The sequence below is a fragment of the Brevundimonas sp. genome (genome assembly GCF_965227765.1).
Taxonomy (GTDB): Bacteria; Pseudomonadota; Alphaproteobacteria; order Caulobacterales; family Caulobacteraceae; genus Brevundimonas.
Window position 1 is genome coordinate 2,391,001 of sequence record NZ_OZ245778.1, and the last position, 17,164, is coordinate 2,408,164.

Sequence of the window (17,164 nt, forward strand, 5' to 3'; positions counted from 1 at the left end):
TTTGCTTTCGTCATTCCGGGCGAAGGCGCGCAAGCGCCGCAGACCCGGAACCCAGCGGCGCGCGAGAGCGCGAACCTGTCGCGGATCGGGTGGTGAAGATCGCCTTCGCTTTGCTACGGCGCCGCCCCGTTCCGGGTCTCCGCTGCGCTGCGCCCGGAATGACGAAAGCCCCCGGAATGACGAACAACTCTGCGTCACCCCACATGGGTCAGCCCGCCCATGTAGGGCAGCAGGGCGGCGGGCACGGCGATGCGCCCGTTTTCGTCCTGATAGTTCTCCATCACCGCCACCAGGGTGCGGCCGACCGCGAGCCCTGAGCCGTTCAGCGTATGGACGAACTCGGGCTTGCCCTCTTTCCGCTTGAACCGCGCATCCATGCGGCGCGCCTGGAAGTCCCCGCAGTTGGAGATGGAGCTGATCTCGCGATAGGTGTCCTGCGACGGCAGCCAGACCTCCAGGTCGAAGGTCTTTTTGGCCGAAAAGCCCATGTCGCCCTTGCACAGCAGCATCCGGCGATAGGGCAGTTCCAGCTTCTGCAGCACCGCCTCGGCGCAGGTGGTCATCCGCTCATGCTCCTCGTCGGACTTATCCGGCGTGGTGATGGAGACCATCTCGACCTTGTGGAACTGGTGCTGGCGGATGAGGCCGCGCGTATCGCGCCCCGCAGACCCCGCCTCGGCCCGGAAACAGGGCGTCAGCGCCGTAAGACGCAGAGGCAGTTCCTCCTCCGGCGTGATCTGCTCACGCACGAGGTTGGTCAGGGAGACTTCGGCGGTGGGGATGAGCCAGTGGTCGTCACCCGCCTTGAACTGATCATCGAAGAACTTCGGCAGTTGCCCCGTCCCGAACATCGCCTCGTCCCGCACCAGATACGGCGGATTGACCTCCAGATAGCCGTGCTCGGTCGTCTGTAGGTCCAGCATGAACTGGCCGATGGCGCGTTCCAGCCGGGCCAGCCCGCCCTTCAGCACCGCGAACCGCGCGCCTGACATCCGCGCCGCCGCCTCGAAGTCGAGCAGACCCATGGCCTCGCCCAGATCGGCGTGGTCGGTCTTTAGATTGGTCTGGCGCGGCGCGCCCCAGCGTGTCGTTTCCACATTGCCGGCCTCGTCGTCCCCGTCCGGCGCATCGTCGGCCGCGAGGTTCTGTTGCGCCGCCAGCAGGTCGCGAAGGGTCTTGCCCTTGTCGGCCTCGACCTGCCCCTGCGCGGAGATTTCGCCCTTCAGCGTCTCGACCTCGGCCTTCAGCCGGTCGGCTTCGGCCATGTCCTTCTTGCCCATGGCGGCGCCGATCAGCTTGGACGCGGCGTTGCGCTTGGCCAGGGCGTCCTGCCCCGCCGTCTGCGCCGCCCTCAGTTCGATATCGAGGGCCAGGATCTGGTCGACGATCGCCTGGGCGTCCGCGACGCCGCGCGACGACCAGCCCGCAACGAAGACGGCGGGGTTGTCGCGGATGGCTTTGATGTCGTGCATGGGACTGGTTTTCGGCAGGCGTTCAGGAAGGCGAGAGCCTTAACGCCCCGCACGGAGTCGGGCAACGCATCTGGGTCCGCCTTCTTTTCGGCGGACCAGACGGATCACAGACCCTTGACGATGCCCTCGACCATCTTCTTGGCGTCGGCGAACAGCATCATGGTGTTGTCGCGGAAGAAGAGCTCGTTCTCGACCCCGGCGTAACCCGCCGCCATGCCCCGCTTGATGAAGAGGACGGTACCGGCCTTTTCCACGTCCAGAATGGGCATGCCGTAGATGGCGCTGGTCGGGTCGGTCTTGGCCGCCGGGTTGGTCACGTCGTTGGCGCCGATGACGAAGGCGACGTCGGCGGTGGCGAACTCGGCGTTGATGTCTTCCAGCTCGAACACCTCGTCATAGGGGACGTTGGCCTCGGCCAGCAGGACGTTCATGTGACCCGGCATCCGGCCCGCGACGGGGTGGATGGCGTATTTCACCTCGACGCCCTCTTCCTTCAGCTTGTCGGCCATTTCACGAAGCGCGTGCTGAGCCTGGGCCACCGCCATGCCGTAGCCGGGGACGATGATGACCTTGGAGGCGTTCTTCATGATGAAGGCGGCGTCTTCGGCCGAACCCTGCTTGACCGGGCGCGTCTCGGCCTGGCCTTCGCCGCCCTTGGCCGCGTCCGCGCCGCCAAAGCCGCCCAGGATGACCGAGATGAAGCTGCGGTTCATGGCCTTGCACATGATGTAGCTCAGGATCGCCCCCGACGACCCGACCAGGGCGCCGGTGATGATCAGGGCGACGTTCTCCAGCGTGAAGCCCAGGGCCGCCGCCGCCCAGCCGGAATAGGAGTTCAGCATCGACACCACGACCGGCATGTCCGCGCCGCCGATGGGGATGATCAGCGTGCCGCCCAGGATCAGGGCCAGGACGAACACGGCCCAGAAGGCCCAGATGGCCGTGCCGCCCGAGGCGATCATGACGCCGATCAGGGCGACCAGGGCGAAGGCTAGGGCGATGTTGATCAGGTGACGCGCGGGCAGGATGATCGGTGCGCCGCTCATGTTGCCGTTCAGCTTGGCGAAGGCGATGACCGAGCCGGTGAAGGTAATGGCGCCGATGGCCACGCCCAGGCTCAGCTCGACGATCGACAGGGATTTGATGCCCACGCCATCGGCGCTCAGGATGCCGAAGGCTTCGGGTGCATAGACGGCGCCGATGGCGACCAGACAGGCGGCCATGCCGACCAGGCTGTGGAAGGCCGCGACCAGTTGCGGCATGTCGGTCATCTTGACCTTGGCCGCGATGCCCGCGCCGAAACCGCCGCCGACCACCACGCCGCCGATGATCAGGGCGGCCGTGGCCAGATCGACCGCGCCGGAACCCCACAGGGTCAGCAGGGTCACGCCCACGGCCAGGGCCATGCCGACCATGCCGAAGATATTGCCCTGGCGGCTGGTCTCGGGGCTGGAAAGCCCCCGCAGCGACAGGATGAACAGAACGCCCGAAACCAGATAGGCGAGCGCCGCTAAAGATGCGTTCATGCTGATCCCCTCATCAGAATACCGTCACCACGGCGGGTCGCGCCGGGTCATTCGTGCCTTGGGCGGTTGCGACACCGCCCTTTACCAGTGCGATCCCGACCGGACCGGCGCCGCCGGTCTTGGTCAGGGCGCAGCGGCCGTCCTGTCCGGGCAGACGCCCCCGGTCGGCGCCGGTTCCGCTGGTGCGGATCCGGTTGGACCAGTGCCGCAGATCATACGGACTGGCCTCGTATGTCACCGGCTGGAACCGGCACTCCAGGGCCCATGTCGCGCCCTGAGGCGCCGCCACGGACCAGTGAAGGCCGCTCTGCCAATCCTTGCCCAGATGCGTCTGGGCCGATGCCGGAACGACGCTCGCCGCCAGCATCAGCGTCGCGATGACCCCGCGCCGCATCGTCAATTCCCGTCCGGCGGCCCGCTGGTCCGCGCCAGCCGCCACAGGGCGCCGGCGATGAACAGCGGCGACACCACGACCCAGACCCAGTCGAACACCGACATGGCCCGGTCTTGAACCACCACCCGAACCAGGATGGAGGCGAACACCAGGGCGGTGCCGCAGTCGAGGAAACGCAGCTTCTGGATCGGATCCTTGACCCGTACCCAGCTCCACAGCCACAGGCCCGCGCCCAGGCCGGTGCCGAGCCAGGACGCGGTCCACGCCAGTTGTGCCGCGTCGGCGGTCATCAGGCCTTCACGGCCTCGACCTTGGCGGGCCGTTCCTTCTTCTTGTACATCGCCAGCATCCGCCGGGTGACCATGAAGCCCCCGAAGATGTTGACGCTGGCCAGGGTCACGGCGGCGACGCCGGCGCCCTTGGCGATCCAGGCGTTGGGACCGGCGACATCGCCCGACACCGCCGCTGCGGCGATCAGGCCGCCGACGATGATGACGCTGGAAATCGCATTGGTCACCGCCATCAGCGGCGTGTGCAGCGCGGGCGTCACCGACCAGACGACGTAATAGCCGACGAAGATCGCCAGCACGAAAATGGCCAGCCGGAAGACCGTGGGATCAACGTGTTCCATCAGCCCTTCACTCCTTCATGAACCACGGCCCCGCCGTGGGTGACGACCGCCGCCTTCAGGATCTCGTCTTCCAGATCGACGTTCAGCACGCCGTCCTTCAGCATCAGACCGACGAAGGCGACCAGGTTCTTGGCGTAGAGGCTCGACGCATCCGAGGCGATCCGCCCGGGCAGGTTGGCGATGCCGACGATCTGCGCGCCGTTCGGGGTCGTGACGACCTCGCCCGACTTGGCGCCCTCGACATTGCCGCCGGCCTCGACGGCCAGGTCGATCAGCACAGAACCCGGCTTCATCGTCGCCACCTGTTCGGCGGTGACCAGGACAGGCGCGGCGCGACCCGGAATTAGAGCCGTCGTGATGACGATGTCCTGCTTCTTGATATGTTCGCCGGTCAGAACGGCCTGTTTGGCCTGATACTCGGGCGACATCGGCTTGGCGTAGCCGCCGGCCGTCTGGGCGTTCTTGAACTCCTCGTCCTCGACGGCCAGGAACTTGGCGCCGAGGCTCTCGACCTGTTCCTTGGTGGCGGGGCGAACGTCGGTGGCCGTGACCACCGCGCCCAGGCGCCGGGCCGTGGCGATGGCCTGAAGGCCTGCGACGCCGACGCCCATGACAAAGACCTTGGCCGGGGCGACCGTGCCCGCCGCCGTCATCATCATCGGGAAGCCGCGGCCATAGGCGGCGGCCGCCTCGATCACGGCGCGATAGCCGGCCAGGTTGGCCTGTGACGACAGGGCGTCCATGACCTGTGCCCGCGTGATCCGCGGCACGAATTCCATGGCGAAGGCGGTGGCGTTGGCGCTCGACAGGTCGGCGACCCCGGCCTTGTCGCGATAGGCGTCCAGCAGGCCGACGACGACCGCGCCGGGTTTGAGGGCACTGGTCTCTTGGGCATTGGGACCGCGCACCTTCAGCACGATATCGGCGCCATCCAGCACCGCGCGGGTGTCCGGCTTCACCACCGCTCCGGCCGCGACATAGTCGGCGTCGGGGAAGGACGAGCCTGCGCCCGTCCCGGCCTCGACCACGACATCGGCGCCCATGGCGACGAATTTCTTCACCGTCTCAGGCGTGACGGCACAGCGCGTTTCGCCTTCGCGGCGTTCGCGGGTCACGGCGATAGTGACAGCCAAGCGATTCTCCCCAGAAACGTTTCGTGAGGAGACCCTTAGGATGGAATGGAAAGCCTCGTCAAAGGCTCAAAGGCCTCAAACTGCGCATAAGCCGTGCTCGCAATGGCCAAACCGAGGAAAGCCATGCCACGATCGCATCGGCGATCCGCCGCTAGTGGCTCTTGCCCGACCGCAGGAAGACGAAGCCGGCCACGAACAGGACCACGCCGCCGATCAGGCCGGCGAAGAAGCTGCCGTTGGGCTGGAACCACAGCACCAGGAACAGCAGCAGCGAGGCCAGCGCCAGCGAGCCCCAAGAGAATAGATTCTGGACCAGCTTCCAGGTCGAGACCTGCTCGTTGATCTGCATCTCGCCACGGACATAGGCGTGGGCGTCCGCGTCGGCGGCGTCGGTAGCGTGGTGCGGGTCGGCCATGGAGAGTTCGTCCAGAGAGTCGAGAAAAGTTGGCCGACTTATAGCGAGGTCGGCGTCAGGCTCAAGTCGGGCCTCAGACGGTTTGCTCGAACTGGTCGATCAGCCGCTCCAGCCGCTGGCAGCCGATGCTCCAGAAGGCCGGGTCGCGCGGGTTCAGACCGAACGGCGCCAAAGCCTCGACATAGGTCCGCGTCCCGCCGCCCGCGAGCAGGTCGCGATACAGGGGCGTGAAGGCCGTCGGGTCTTTCCTTCGCGTCTCCATCAGCGCCGCCACCAGCAGGTCCCCGAACGCATAGGCGTAAACATAGAAGGGCGAGTGGACGAAGTGGCTGACATAGCTCCACCAGTGCTCGTAACCGGGGTTCAGCGTGATCGCCGGCCCCAGGGACGCCCCCATCTCCTCCAGCCAGATCTGGCCGATACGGTCGGCGGAGACCTCGCCCCCTGCCCGCTCGTCGTGGAAACGGGTCTCGAAGCGATGGAAGGCGGTCTGGCGGATGACCGAGTTCAGCCCGTCCTCGATGCGGCCGGCCAGCAGGCCGCGCTGCTCGGCCCTGGGCGCGGTGGCCAGCAGCCGGTCGAACGTCAGGCCCTCGGCGAAGATCGAGGCGGTCTCGGCCAGGGTCAGGGGCGTGTTGGCCAGCAGCGTGCCCTGATCGGCGGCCAGGCTGTTGTGAACGGCGTGCCCGACCTCATGGGCCAGGGTCAGGACGTCGCGCCGCTCGCCCATCCAGTTCATGAAGACATAGGGGTGCCGCGTCGCCGTCACCGGGTGGCAATAGGCGCCCGACTGCTTGCCCGGTCGTGCCCGCCCGTCGATCCACGGATTGTCGAAGAAGGCCGAGGCCCGCTCGCGGAACTCGGGCCCCAGGTCGCCGAAACTGTCCAGCACGATGGCCCTGCCCTCGGCCCAGTCGAAGCCGCGCGGCGCCTTGGTGTCCAGCGGCGCATTGCGATCCCACTGATCCAGCTTGGCCTTGCCCAGAACCCTGGCCTTCAGGGCGTAGTAGCGGTGCGACAGTTTCGAATAGGCGTCGCCCACCGCCTGGGCCATCGCATCGACCGCGTCGCCGTCGACCTCATTGGCCATGTGGCGGCTATCGGCGGGACGGGCGAAGCCGCGCTTGCGGTCCTCAAGTTGCTTGTCCGCCACCACGGTGTTCAGGACCAGCGCCAGGGTCGATGACCGTTCGGACAGCGCCGCGTTCAAGCCTTCGGCCGCCGCCTTCCTCCGCGCCGGCTTGGGATCGGACAGGCCGTTCAGCGCCTGGGCCAGGGTCAGCTTCTCCTTGCCGACCTCGACCCGCATCGCCGCCAGGGTCTCGTCGAACAGACGACCCCATTGCGTGGCCACCGGCGAATACTCGGCCAGCCAAGTCTCCAGCTCCTGCGACAGTTCATGCGGCTTGCCCGCCCGCACGCGACGCAGCCAGGGCCGCCAGCGCGCGGCATTCAAGTCGCTCGCCAGGGCCGCCTCGATCTCGGCCTCTTCAAGCTGGTTGATCTCCAGCGTCAGCCAGACGGTGGGCGTCGAGACCGCCGTGACCTTCTCGCGGATGTCGGCCTCAAAACCCTGAGCCTTGGCGTCGTCCCGCGCTGTCGAGGCCGCGAGGAAGGCATAGGCGCCCAGACCGCCCAACGCATTGGTCGCCTGTTCGTACAGGGCAATGGCGCGATCCAGCACGACGCCCAGCGCGACCGGATCGGACCGGCTGGCCAGCAACCGGCCCTGCAGGGTCTGAAGCTCGGCGACAGCGGCCCGACCCCGCTCCAGATCGGCGGCGACCGCCTGATCCTCGCGGCCGGCGTAGAGATCGCTCAGGTCCCACAGCGGCGGCTCGGACGGATCGGCAGGCTGGGCGGGGGCTTTGAAGGGGGCGTTCATGCTCCTGTTGTGGGGAGGCGGACCGCCCGGCGCAACGCCTCGACCCCCATTGCCTATGACGCCGAACCGTCCAGACTGAGGTCAGGGAGACCACGCCATGAGCACCATCGACGCCGAGGCCGCAGCCGGCCGTTCGGGCCTGAGGCGCGACGACGCCCAGAGGCGAACCGCCCTGGCCCGGCTGGTCGTCGGGTTCGTGCAGGGCCTTGCCCTATACTGGCTGTTTCGCAGCGCGGGCGGCGCCTCGGACGGGGCCAACGAGACCTGGCCCTATACCCAGCCGCTGGCGTTCGGCCCCCTGCTGCTGGTCGCCGCCTATCTGCCCATCGTCGTGCTGGCCGGTATAGGCCGCCTGAGGCTGCGGACCCTGTTGATCTGGACCGGCGTCCTGGCCCTGACACTGGCCGGCCTGGCCCTGCACGACATCGCCCGCCAAGGCGCCGAACGCGACGACCTGGTCCTCACGCCCGGCCTGTTCGTCTTCGCCGCCGCCGCCCTGTTCATCGCTCACCACCTGATCGTCCCCGCCGACCGGCAGAGGCGGCTGATCGCCGATTACCACGGCTATTTCGACGCCGCCTGGATGGCCGGCGTGCAACTGGCCCTGTCGATCGGCTTCACCGGCGCCTTCTGGCTGCTGCTGTTCCTGGGCTCGGCCCTGTTCAAGGTCATCGGCCTGACCTTCCTGGGCGACCTGATCACCGAAAGCTGGTTCGCCTTCCCCGTCACCGGCCTGGTCTTCGCCACGGCGGTTCAGCTGACCGATGTCCGCGACGGCCTGATTCGGGGGGTCCGGACCGTGGCCCTGATGCTGCTGTCGTGGCTGCTCTTGGTGCTGACCGTGCTGGTCGCGGGCTTCCTGGCCGCCCTGCCCTTCACCGGCCTGGAAGGCCTGTGGAAGACGGGCAGCGCCACGGCCCTGGTGCTGTCGGCGGCGGGCGCCCTGATCATCCTGATCAACACCGCCTATCAGGACGGCCGCGAGGACAACCTGCCGCCGGCCGTGCTGCGGATCGCGGTGCGGGTGGCCTCGGTCCTGCTGACGCCGCTGATCGTCATCGCCGTCTGGGGCCTGATGCTGCGGATCGGTCAGCATGGGCTGACGCCGGACCGGATCATCGCCAGCGCCTGCGCCCTGATCGGCGCCCTCTATGCCGCCGGATATGGCCTGGGGGCGCTGGTCCCCTTCGTGCGCCGCGGCTCGCCCTGGATGAAGGCGCTGGAGCCGACCAACGTCGCCGCCGCCGTGCTGGAGGTCTGCGTCATCCTGGCCCTGTTCAGCCCCCTGGCCGACCCGGCGCGCATGTCGGTCAAGGACCAGATGGGCCGGCTGGAGCGCGGCGCGGTGTCACCCGCCGCCTTCGACTACGCCTTCCTCCGCTTCGAGAGCGGCAAGGTCGGCGAACAGGCGCTTGAGCGGCTGAGCCAGTCCAAAGACCCAGTCGTCGCCGCCAACGTCGCCAAGGTTAAGGCGGCGACCAGCCGATATGATGTCGGAGCCCAGGACAATCTTCAGCGCATGAGACCCGCGATTTCCGCCTGGCCCGCAGATGCCGCCCTGCCCGCCGACTTCGGCTCAGAAGCCATATACAAGGATGCGCGCAAGGACTGCGACGCCAGTGCCCCCTGCGTCGCGGTCATGCGCGACCTTAACGGCGACGGTCAGGTCGAGGTCCTGCTGGCGCAGCGCTACACAATCACCCTCTTCGCCCGCGAGGATGACCTGTGGGCGCCGCAGGGCGAGTATCAGGACGAACGGTGCCCCGGCGAAAGCGTGGTCAACGACGCTCGCGAGCGGCTCAAGACCGACGCCATCAGGCCCATGACGGAACGCTGGCCGGACCTCGACCTGGGCAATCGCAACGCCATGCGGCTGAGGTCCGAGGCGCGCTGCGAGGACGCTCGCCCCTCGCCTTAACCCCTCGAACACCACGCTCCACAACCCGATCTTCACCGCATCGGGCCTAGAAACGTCCCGAAACGGGTCAGTCGCGCTTCTGAGATGCGGCGGCCCACGGTGATGAATTCTCGAGGGTGCCCGATGGCCAAGACCGTTCTTGTGGTGGACGACGATCCGACCCAGCGCCGCCTCGTGCAGGCAGTTCTGGATCGTGAAGGCTATGCCGTCGTCCACGCCGAGAGCGGCGGCGAGGCCATCGACCGCCTGACCAAGGGCGGGGGCGCCGACGTGGTCCTGCTGGACATGGTCATGCCCGGCATGAGCGGCCTGGAAGCCCTGGCCGAGATCCGCACCGCCGGCGTCACCACCCCCGTCATCGTCCTGACCGCATCGGGCGGGATCGAGACCGTGGTCAAGGCCATGCAGGCGGGCGCCCAGGACTTCTTCATCAAGCCCGCCAGCCCCGAACGTATCTTGGTCGGCATCCGCAACGCTCTGCAGATGACCCAGCTGACCGCAGAGGTCGGGCGGCTGAAGAAACATGTCGCGGGCCGCGTCGGCTTCGACGATCTGGTCGGCGAGAGCCCGCCCATGCGCCTGGTCAAGGCGTTTGGCGCCCGCGCCGCCAAATCGGCCATCCCCGTGCTGATCACGGGCGAGAGCGGCGTGGGTAAGGAAGTCATCGCCCGCGCCCTGCACGGCGCATCCGAGCGCGCCGGCAAGCCTTTCGTGGCGGTGAATTGCGGCGCCCTGCCCGCCAACCTGGTCGAGTCCATCCTGTTCGGCCACGAGAAGGGCAGCTTTACCGGCGCCACCGACAAACACCTGGGCAAGTTCGCCGAGGCCAATGGCGGCACGCTGTTTCTGGACGAGATCGGCGAGCTGCCGCTGGATATGCAGGTCAAGCTGCTGCGCGCCCTGCAGGAGGGCGAGATCGACCCGGTCGGCTCCAAGCGCTCGGTCAAGGTCGATGTCCGCATCGTCTCGGCGACCAACCGCGACCCGGCCGCCCAGGTCGCCGCCGGCGCCTTCCGCGAGGACCTGTTCTATCGCCTGAACGTCTTCCCGATCGAGGCCCCGGCCCTGCGCCAGCGCCGCGAGGACATCCCGGCCCTGGTCGATCACTTCATCGCCCGCTTCAACGTCGAAGAGGGCAAGCGCGTCGTCGCCGCCTCGCCCGAAACCCTGGACCTGCTGACCGCCTTCGACTGGCCCGGCAACGTCCGTCAGCTGGAGAACAGCGTCTATCGCGCCATCGTCCTGGCCGACGCCCCCTATCTGCAACCGCACGACTTCCCCGCCATCTCGGGCGTCGCCATGCCCTTGGAAGCCAACCTCTCGGCGGCGGTGCAGGGCGAACAGCCTTCGTATGCCGACCTGCCGCCCCTGCCCGAACAGCCGATCCGCATCCTCGACGAGCGCGGCCACCTGCGCACGCTGGAGGACATCGAGCGCGACCTGATCCAGCACGCCATCGAGGTCTATGCCGGCCACATGTCCGAGATCGCCCGTCGCCTGGGCATCGGCCGCTCGACCCTGTATCGCAAGGTCCGCGAACAGGGGCTGGAAGGCGCGATCAAGGAAGCCGGCTGACGCACGGCCGGGGACTTATCCCGTCCAAACGGTCGCCTTCGCCTTGACCCCGCCGCAGTCGGTTTTTACCAGACCGCGTCGAAAAGATTTCAGGTCGGTGTGGTTATTCCGGCCCTCGCTCAGCGAGATCTAGTCGCGCAGTCATTGCGCGAACCCGCGGCGCCTTCTGAACAGGAGGGCGCCCGGGGAAAGTTCGATCCTCGGCCGCCGTCCGCAACCGCGAGAACGACGTGAACGAGAAAAAAGTCCTCCTGCTGGCCCAGGGCTTCATCACCATGATGATGGCCTTTTCCATGTCCGGCGTCATGAGCCTGATTGCGCTGGGCCCTACCCGAGACTGGCTGATGGAATGGCCCAAGGCCTTCATCACCGCCTGGCCCATCGCCTTCTGCTTCACCCTGGTGGTCGGGCCGCTGGGCTTCAAGATGGCCTACCGGGTCATGGGCCTGCTGGCCGCCCGCGCAGCGCGCTAGATTCGGCGGACGCCGTGGCCCTGCAAAGGGGTCGCGGCGTCAGGTCTCCGGCTCGTCCGTCTTGGCCTTGCGCCCCCACCGCCGCCTGGGCCCTTCGCCATTGGCCTTGGCGGTGATCTCCTTGAGCTTCCTGCCCTGCATGGACGACAGGGCCTGACCCGGTCGGCCCAGTTCGGGGTCGCCGAAGGCGCGGCCGTGGGTCTGGATCCGCTCGCTGACCGATTCGATGAACTCGCCCTCCCAGTCGGACAGGTCGATGCCCGCCTTGTCCGCCGCCCGGCGCGCGCGTTTCAGCGCGTTCAGCGCCGCCCGGCGGTTGGCCTCGCGCTCGGCCTCATAGGGGCTGGGTTTGGGCTTGGATGCAGAAAGGCCGCCGGACCGGGTCATCCCCGAGCCGGCGGCCTGTGTCTTGAAACCAGATTTGCGGGTCAGCGGCTTGCCGCCGCCCATCTTGCCTGGGCCGGCCTTTGGACCCCCGTCGATGGGCGTCCGCTTCAGTGTCAGATCTCGCCGAGCGCCGACAGATACAGGTCCAGGATGGCGTCCTCTTCCTGACGCTTGGCCTTGTCCTGCTTGCGGATGCGGATGACCTTGCGAAGGATCTTGACGTCGTAGCCCTCGCCCTTGGCTTCCAGGAAGACTTCCTTCTGGTCGGCTATGATGGCGGCCTTGTCTTCTTCCAGACGCTCGATGCGCTCGATGATGGTGCGCAGGCGGCCCTGGGCGGCCGAGTTCAGGATGTCGCCGCTGGCGTCGAAGGAGCCGTCGTCGGCCATGGTGAGCATCTTTCTTGGGGCGCTGTCGCTCGGCTCGCGGAGCCTCGCGGCTTGAGCGCGATCGGAGAGTGGGTTTGGGTGCGGACGCTAACCACGTCGGGGGCGAGCGCTCAACCGCAGGCACGAAAAAGGCTGCGGACAAAATCCGCAGCCTGTCGATAGATCAGCGCTCAAGCAGCGTGCGACCGCGTCGCACGCCTTAGCGCCCTAAGACAATCAGCCCTGCTTCGCCTTGAAGCGCGGGTCGGTCTTGTTGATCACGAAGACGACGCCCTTGCGGCGAACGACCTTGCAGTCGCGGTGGCGGGTCTTGAGCGCTTTGAGCGAGCTACGGACCTTCATGGTCGGATGTCCTGAGGCAAATCAAAATAAAAGAGCCGCAAGATCGAGCCTGCGGCGGAGCGGTGCGTATAGAGAACGTCCCGGGATACGTCAACCAGCAGCCGCCTGCTGTCTCAGCCTTCCGCCCCGATGACGTTAACCCCCATTAGCGCCCTCATGGCAACGCTTGAGCCGGTCACGCGCTACGCCCCTGTGACGTGCTTGTGATTGCGCGGAAGAGTCCCGGGACATTAGACCATTCAAATGCGTTTTGATTATCGACTTGCCCTGATCCTCAGCGTCGCAGCCTGTGCGCCGATGCTGCCCCCGCCGCCGGTGCTTCCGTCGGCGACACCGGCCGCGCCTGCGCCCGATCCCACGCCCTACCCCAGCCAGCCAGGGCCCCAGCAGCAGCCGGGCAACTATTTCCAGTCCGACGAGGCCGGCTTCGACAGCTGGAAGGAAGGCTTCCTGAACCGCATGGGCGGTGCGCGCCGCGACGCCTATGCGCGCGAAATGGCCGGGCTGACGCCGGATCCCGACGTCATCCGCCTGGACGGCAACCAGCCCGAGTTCAGCCGCCCTGCCGGGGCCTATGTCCAGAACGCCGTCTCGGCCCAGCGAATCGCCGAGGCGCGCCAGCGGATCAGCGCCGTCCCGTGGGAGGTGACCCAGCGTTATGGCGTCCCGGCTGAGATCCTGGTCGCCATCTGGGCCCAGGAATCCAGTTTCGGCCGCGTCCAGGGCAACAGCGACGTGATTCGCTCTCTGGCCACCCTCGCCTACGAAGGCCGACGCCGCGAATGGGCCGAGGGCCAGCTGCGCGACGCCCTGAACATCGTCGTCGACGGCCGTCGCAGCCGTGCGGGCCTGAAAGGCAGCTGGGCGGGCGCCATGGGCCAGACTCAGTTCATGCCCGACAACTACCTGCGCCTCGGCGTCGACCAGAACGGCGACGGCCAGGTGGACATCTGGGGCACGGATTCCGACGCCCTGGCCTCCGCCGCCAACCTGCTGGCGCAGGCGGGCTGGAAGCGCGGCCAGACCTGGGCTTATGAGGTCGTCCTGCCTCAGGGCTTCGACTACGGCCTGGCCGACGGCGAGCGCCAGCCCTGGGCCTATTGGCGGGCACGCGGCGTCACCCTGGCCCGTAGCGGCGCACCGACCGGCGAGGAAGCGGCCGAGGGCGCGACGATCCTGTTGCCTCAGGGCGCGCGAGGACCGGCTTTCCTGGCCCTGCCCAACCACTATGTGATCCGCCGCTACAACAACTCGGTGTCCTACGCCCTGGCCATCGGCCTGACGGCGGACGGCGCAGCGGGCAAGCCCGGTCTGGTCGCGACCTGGCCCGCAGACGCCGCCATGTCGCGCGACCAGCGGATCGGCGCACAGGCCAGCCTCACCCGGCTAGGTTACGACACCCAGGGCGTGGATGGGGTGATCGGCGCAAATACGCGTGCGGCTTTGAAACGCTGGCAGATCGCCAATGGAAGGCTGGCCGACGGCTATCTGACGGCGGCGCTAGCGGACGAACTGGCCCGCGCGTCCCGGTAGGCCTTCAGCCGACCAGTCGCTTCAGGAAGCCGGGCGCCTTGTAGGTCGAGCGATTGACCACGACCCCGGCGATCCGCCCGCCCACGGCCTCGATCTCGTCGCGCAGGATGACCGGCTCGTTGGCCGCCGTGGTCTCGGCGGCGACGACCAGTATGGTGGCGTCCACATAGGGGGCCAGAATGATGGCCGCGTCATTGCGGTCGGCGGCGGGGGCGTCGATGACGATGGTGTCGGCGTGGCGACGCATGGCGTCCCAATAGCGCGGATCCGACAGGGGCTCGGCCTTCTGGCCCGAGCGCAGGCTTTCGGTGCTGAAGCGCGTGACCCACAGACGCCCGCCCAGGCAGGCGCGGGCCGTCATCAGCCGGCCGGGATCGACGGGCTTGCCGTCCCGTCCCATGATGGGCGGCGTCACGGCATAGAAGATCGTTCCGTCAGGCGAGGCTGCGGCCGGCGGGCTGATCCGGCCGAACCGTTCGACATCGGCGGCGATGGTTTCCTGTTGGCCCTGATTGGCTAGGTCGGCGTCGATCAGCCAGACAGGCTTTCGCGCCCGAACGGCGGCCAGACGCGCGAACTCGCGAGCCACGGTCGAGACCCCTTCGCCGCTGTTGGCCGAGGCGAACTGGATCACGCGCCCGCGATGCGCCGGGGGCGATCCAAGGGCGGCCCAGAGGCCTGCCATTTCAGATGTGAGATCGACCATCGAATCGGTTACGCGCTGACCACGGCCCTCAGCCTAACACGGTGTTTCGTCAGCCTCTTCATGCTCACGCGGTCTTCATGGGCGCGACCGCCAGAACGGGCATCTGCAGGGTCCGCCCCGCCGAGGCCGGGGTGACGAAACCGCGGCGCGTGAACACCCGCAACAGGCCGACGCACAGAGCGGTAAATCCGGCGAACAGGAAGACCAGCATCAGCAGCGGCAGCTTAAGGCTGGAGCCCCGCGACGGCGCAGCCGCCCGTTCGATGACCCGCACATTGTCCGCCCCGCCGGCCACCAGGTCGTTGTCGGCTCGGTTCTGCGAGCCGCGCTGCTGGAACTCGCGGATCGAGGCGGTCAGGACCTCGCGGTTGCCCGACAGGATGGCGTTCTCGGACTCCAGCCGCGTCAGGTTGGCCTGGCGGTCGCGCAGCATGGTCAGCTGCTGGTCCAGGGCGGTCAGGCGTGCGGCCAGGGCGTCGCGGTCGGCGGCGGCGTTGATGCGGCTGCTTTCCAGCTCGGTCCAGACGGGGTTGGGCCCTGTGCGGACCTCTTTGGGGCCGACCGTATCGCCACCGGCAACGTAGTCGCGAAGCTGCTGGATGCGGGCCTCAATGTCCTGCACCGGTTGCGAGCCGGGCTGATAGCGGGCCAGCAACTGCTCGCGCTCGGTCCTCAGGGTCAGGATCTGGTCCTGGGCCGAGATGTTCAGGTCCTGTTGCAAGGCGATCTCGGCAGGCGTGTCGACCTGCTGGGCCATCAGGGTCTGCAGACGACGACTGGCCTGGCTCAGTTGGGCCGCGACCGACATCCGGTCGGTGAATATGGACTGATAGGTCGCCGCCGCCGTGGCCTTGGCCGTGGCGAAGTCGCCGATGTCGTTGGACGACAGGAACCGCTCATAGGCCCCGTCCACATCGGACAGTTCCTTCTCGAACACGGTCCGCTGGCTGTCGATCACGGCGCCGGCGTTGTCGCGGAAGACTTCGCGGCGGTATTCCAGATAGGCGTCGATCACCGCGTTCAGGACCTTGGCCGAAGTCTCGGCGCTGTCGCTCTCATAGCTGATGCCGATGATGGCGCTGAGCGGCTGGGTGCCGATCTTCAGACTGTCGTTGATGATCTTGATGGCGTCGCCTTCCTGCTTGGCCATCGGGGCCGTCGAGGGCTTCTTCTGGAAGGTCTGCACCCCCAGGGCGCGCACGGCTCTCAGCTTGACCTCGCGGCTGCCCAGGATGGTCGCCTCGGACTGGGCCACCTCGCCGGCCTGGGGCGGCGCGGCCGACTGCTGCTGCTGCATGCCGCCGACGCGCGGCTCATAGACATACTCCTGGCCCGTCCCGGCGTAGAGGCTGGCCCCGGCCGTATAGGTCTTCTTGACCGTCATCACGGCGGCGGCGCCCAGCACGAAGACCAGCAGGAAGATCAGGATCATCAGCCCCAGCTCGCGGAACATCAGACCGATGATGTCGAGCAGGCCGTAGCGCGGGCGGGCTGCAACATAGGCCGTCGAGCGCATGAGGGGGCGAATCCATGGAAGGCGTTACGATGGATGATCCTTCGCCCAGCGGCGTTACCCACTAGTTAACCATAAGACGCCACGCTCGCGTTTCAGACCTCATTATTTGGCCGTCCGATTCCCATGATCCCTGATCGTCGCCACATCCTGCTCGCCCTCGGAGCCGTAGCGGTGACGGGATGCGCGTCCGGTTCCTCCGGGGCCCAATCCCGCGCTCCTGCCGGCGAGCGCGTGACGCGGGACGGCTTTCAGGACATCGGTTTCGCCGACTGGACCGACGCCGAGCCTGAGTATCTGCTCTATCCCGGCGACGAGATCGAGGTCGCGACCCCCACGGCGACGGAACTGACCCGCACGCTGAAGATCGGCCCCGACGGTCGGGTGGCCCTGCCCCTGGTCGGTCAGGTGATGGCGGCGGACCGCACGATCGCCGAGCTGGAACGCGACGTCAGCCAGTTCTATTCCACCCAACTGATCCGCCCCCTGGTCGAGGTGACGCTGAGGCAGGCGGGGCCGATGAAGGTTTGGGTGGACGGCGAGGTCCGGACGCCGGGCGTCTATGACATGCCCGGCGACATCGACGCCTATCAGGCGCTGGTCATGGCGGGCGGGGTTCTGCCGACCGCAGGATCGACACGTGTGGCCCTGATCCGTCGCGGACCCGGCGGCACGCGAATGCTGCGCGAGATCGACTTGCGGCCACGCCGGGGCGAGGTCGTCGCGCTGCGTCGCGGGGACATCATCTTCGTGCCGCGTTCGACACTGGGCGAGTTGGCGGCCTTTTTCACCCAGTTCAGGGCGGCCCTGCCCATCGGCTTCAGCTATTCGTTCAACGGATCGAACGGCAACGGCTTCGCCAACTTCTAGGC

18 protein-coding genes are annotated in these 17,164 nt (G+C 67.5%); 5 read left to right on the forward strand and 13 right to left on the reverse strand.

Features of this window, described 5'->3' with window-relative positions; translation table 11 throughout:
• Positions 1-194: 194 nt before the first annotated feature.
• The 8 genes from serS to ACO05L_RS11575 form a co-directional block, all read right to left on the reverse strand.
• Positions 195-1,472: a serine--tRNA ligase gene (gene serS, locus ACO05L_RS11540; protein ID WP_421729318.1), complete on the reverse strand. Its 1,278-nt coding sequence runs from the start codon at positions 1,470-1,472 to the stop codon at positions 195-197.
• A gap of 104 nt (positions 1,473-1,576) precedes the next feature.
• Complete coding sequence (locus tag ACO05L_RS11545) at positions 1,577-2,998, reverse strand: NAD(P)(+) transhydrogenase (Re/Si-specific) subunit beta (protein ID WP_421729319.1); 1,422 nt, start codon at positions 2,996-2,998, stop codon at positions 1,577-1,579.
• 13 nt (positions 2,999-3,011) lie between these two features.
• Positions 3,012-3,392: a hypothetical protein gene (locus ACO05L_RS11550; protein ID WP_421729320.1), complete on the reverse strand. Its 381-nt coding sequence runs from the start codon at positions 3,390-3,392 to the stop codon at positions 3,012-3,014.
• Between the two features lie 2 nt (positions 3,393-3,394).
• Positions 3,395-3,682, reverse strand: a complete 288-nt coding sequence (locus ACO05L_RS11555; RefSeq protein WP_421729321.1) for a hypothetical protein — start codon at positions 3,680-3,682, stop codon at positions 3,395-3,397.
• Complete coding sequence (locus ACO05L_RS11560) at positions 3,682-4,023, reverse strand: NAD(P) transhydrogenase subunit alpha (RefSeq protein WP_421729322.1); 342 nt, start codon at positions 4,021-4,023, stop codon at positions 3,682-3,684. The genes ACO05L_RS11555 and ACO05L_RS11560 overlap by 1 nt, the downstream gene beginning before the upstream one ends.
• Positions 4,023-5,156, reverse strand: coding sequence for a Re/Si-specific NAD(P)(+) transhydrogenase subunit alpha (locus ACO05L_RS11565; RefSeq protein ID WP_421729323.1), 1,134 nt, complete (start codon positions 5,154-5,156; stop codon positions 4,023-4,025). Before ACO05L_RS11565 ends, ACO05L_RS11560 begins: the two co-directional genes overlap by 1 nt.
• 151 nt (positions 5,157-5,307) lie before the next feature.
• Positions 5,308-5,571: an aa3-type cytochrome c oxidase subunit IV gene (locus tag ACO05L_RS11570; RefSeq protein ID WP_421729324.1), complete on the reverse strand. Its 264-nt coding sequence runs from the start codon at positions 5,569-5,571 to the stop codon at positions 5,308-5,310.
• 73 nt (positions 5,572-5,644) lie between these two features.
• Positions 5,645-7,456: a M3 family oligoendopeptidase gene (locus tag ACO05L_RS11575; protein ID WP_421729325.1), complete on the reverse strand. Its 1,812-nt coding sequence runs from the start codon at positions 7,454-7,456 to the stop codon at positions 5,645-5,647.
• A gap of 97 nt (positions 7,457-7,553) precedes the next feature.
• On the opposite strand from ACO05L_RS11575, the gene ACO05L_RS11580 reads away from it, so the two are divergent.
• From ACO05L_RS11580 to ACO05L_RS11590, 3 genes are all read left to right on the forward strand, one after another.
• Positions 7,554-9,374, forward strand: a complete 1,821-nt coding sequence (locus tag ACO05L_RS11580; RefSeq protein WP_421729326.1) for a DUF4153 domain-containing protein — start codon at positions 7,554-7,556, stop codon at positions 9,372-9,374.
• Between the two features lie 123 nt (positions 9,375-9,497).
• Positions 9,498-10,949, forward strand: a complete 1,452-nt coding sequence (locus ACO05L_RS11585) for a sigma-54-dependent transcriptional regulator (protein WP_421729327.1) — start codon at positions 9,498-9,500, stop codon at positions 10,947-10,949.
• 230 nt (positions 10,950-11,179) lie between these two features.
• Complete coding sequence (locus ACO05L_RS11590) at positions 11,180-11,422, forward strand: DUF2798 domain-containing protein (protein WP_421729328.1); 243 nt, start codon at positions 11,180-11,182, stop codon at positions 11,420-11,422.
• Between the two features lie 39 nt (positions 11,423-11,461).
• On the opposite strand, the gene ACO05L_RS11595 is transcribed toward ACO05L_RS11590, so the two are convergent.
• From ACO05L_RS11595 to ykgO, 3 genes are all read right to left on the reverse strand, one after another.
• Positions 11,462-11,809, reverse strand: a complete 348-nt coding sequence (locus ACO05L_RS11595) for a hypothetical protein (protein ID WP_421731683.1) — start codon at positions 11,807-11,809, stop codon at positions 11,462-11,464.
• 113 nt (positions 11,810-11,922) lie between these two features.
• Positions 11,923-12,198 carry a DUF2312 domain-containing protein gene (locus ACO05L_RS11600; protein WP_421729329.1) on the reverse strand — a complete coding sequence of 92 codons (276 nt, stop codon included), beginning with the start codon at positions 12,196-12,198 and terminating at the stop codon, positions 11,923-11,925.
• A 216-nt stretch (positions 12,199-12,414) separates the two neighbouring features.
• Entirely contained in the window at positions 12,415-12,540 is a 126-nt protein-coding gene (gene ykgO, locus ACO05L_RS11605) for a type B 50S ribosomal protein L36 (protein ID WP_292087262.1), read from the reverse strand.
• Between the two features lie 243 nt (positions 12,541-12,783).
• Here ykgO and ACO05L_RS11610 point away from each other — a divergent pair, with 243 nt between their 5' ends.
• Positions 12,784-14,073: a lytic murein transglycosylase gene (locus ACO05L_RS11610; RefSeq protein ID WP_421729330.1), complete on the forward strand. Its 1,290-nt coding sequence runs from the start codon at positions 12,784-12,786 to the stop codon at positions 14,071-14,073.
• Positions 14,074-14,077: 4 nt separating this feature from the next.
• Here the strand turns inward: ACO05L_RS11610 and ACO05L_RS11615 are convergent, their stop codons facing one another.
• Together ACO05L_RS11615 and ACO05L_RS11620 are read right to left on the reverse strand one after the other, a co-directional pair.
• Entirely contained in the window at positions 14,078-14,707 is a 630-nt protein-coding gene (locus tag ACO05L_RS11615) for a hfsB (RefSeq protein WP_421729331.1), read from the reverse strand.
• 136 nt (positions 14,708-14,843) lie between these two features.
• Complete coding sequence (locus tag ACO05L_RS11620) at positions 14,844-16,295, reverse strand: GumC family protein (RefSeq protein WP_421729332.1); 1,452 nt, start codon at positions 16,293-16,295, stop codon at positions 14,844-14,846.
• Between the two features lie 231 nt (positions 16,296-16,526).
• Here ACO05L_RS11620 and ACO05L_RS11625 point away from each other — a divergent pair, with 231 nt between their 5' ends.
• Positions 16,527-17,162, forward strand: coding sequence for a polysaccharide biosynthesis/export family protein (locus tag ACO05L_RS11625; RefSeq protein ID WP_421729333.1), 636 nt, complete (start codon positions 16,527-16,529; stop codon positions 17,160-17,162).
• Positions 17,163-17,164: the final 2 nt, after the last annotated feature.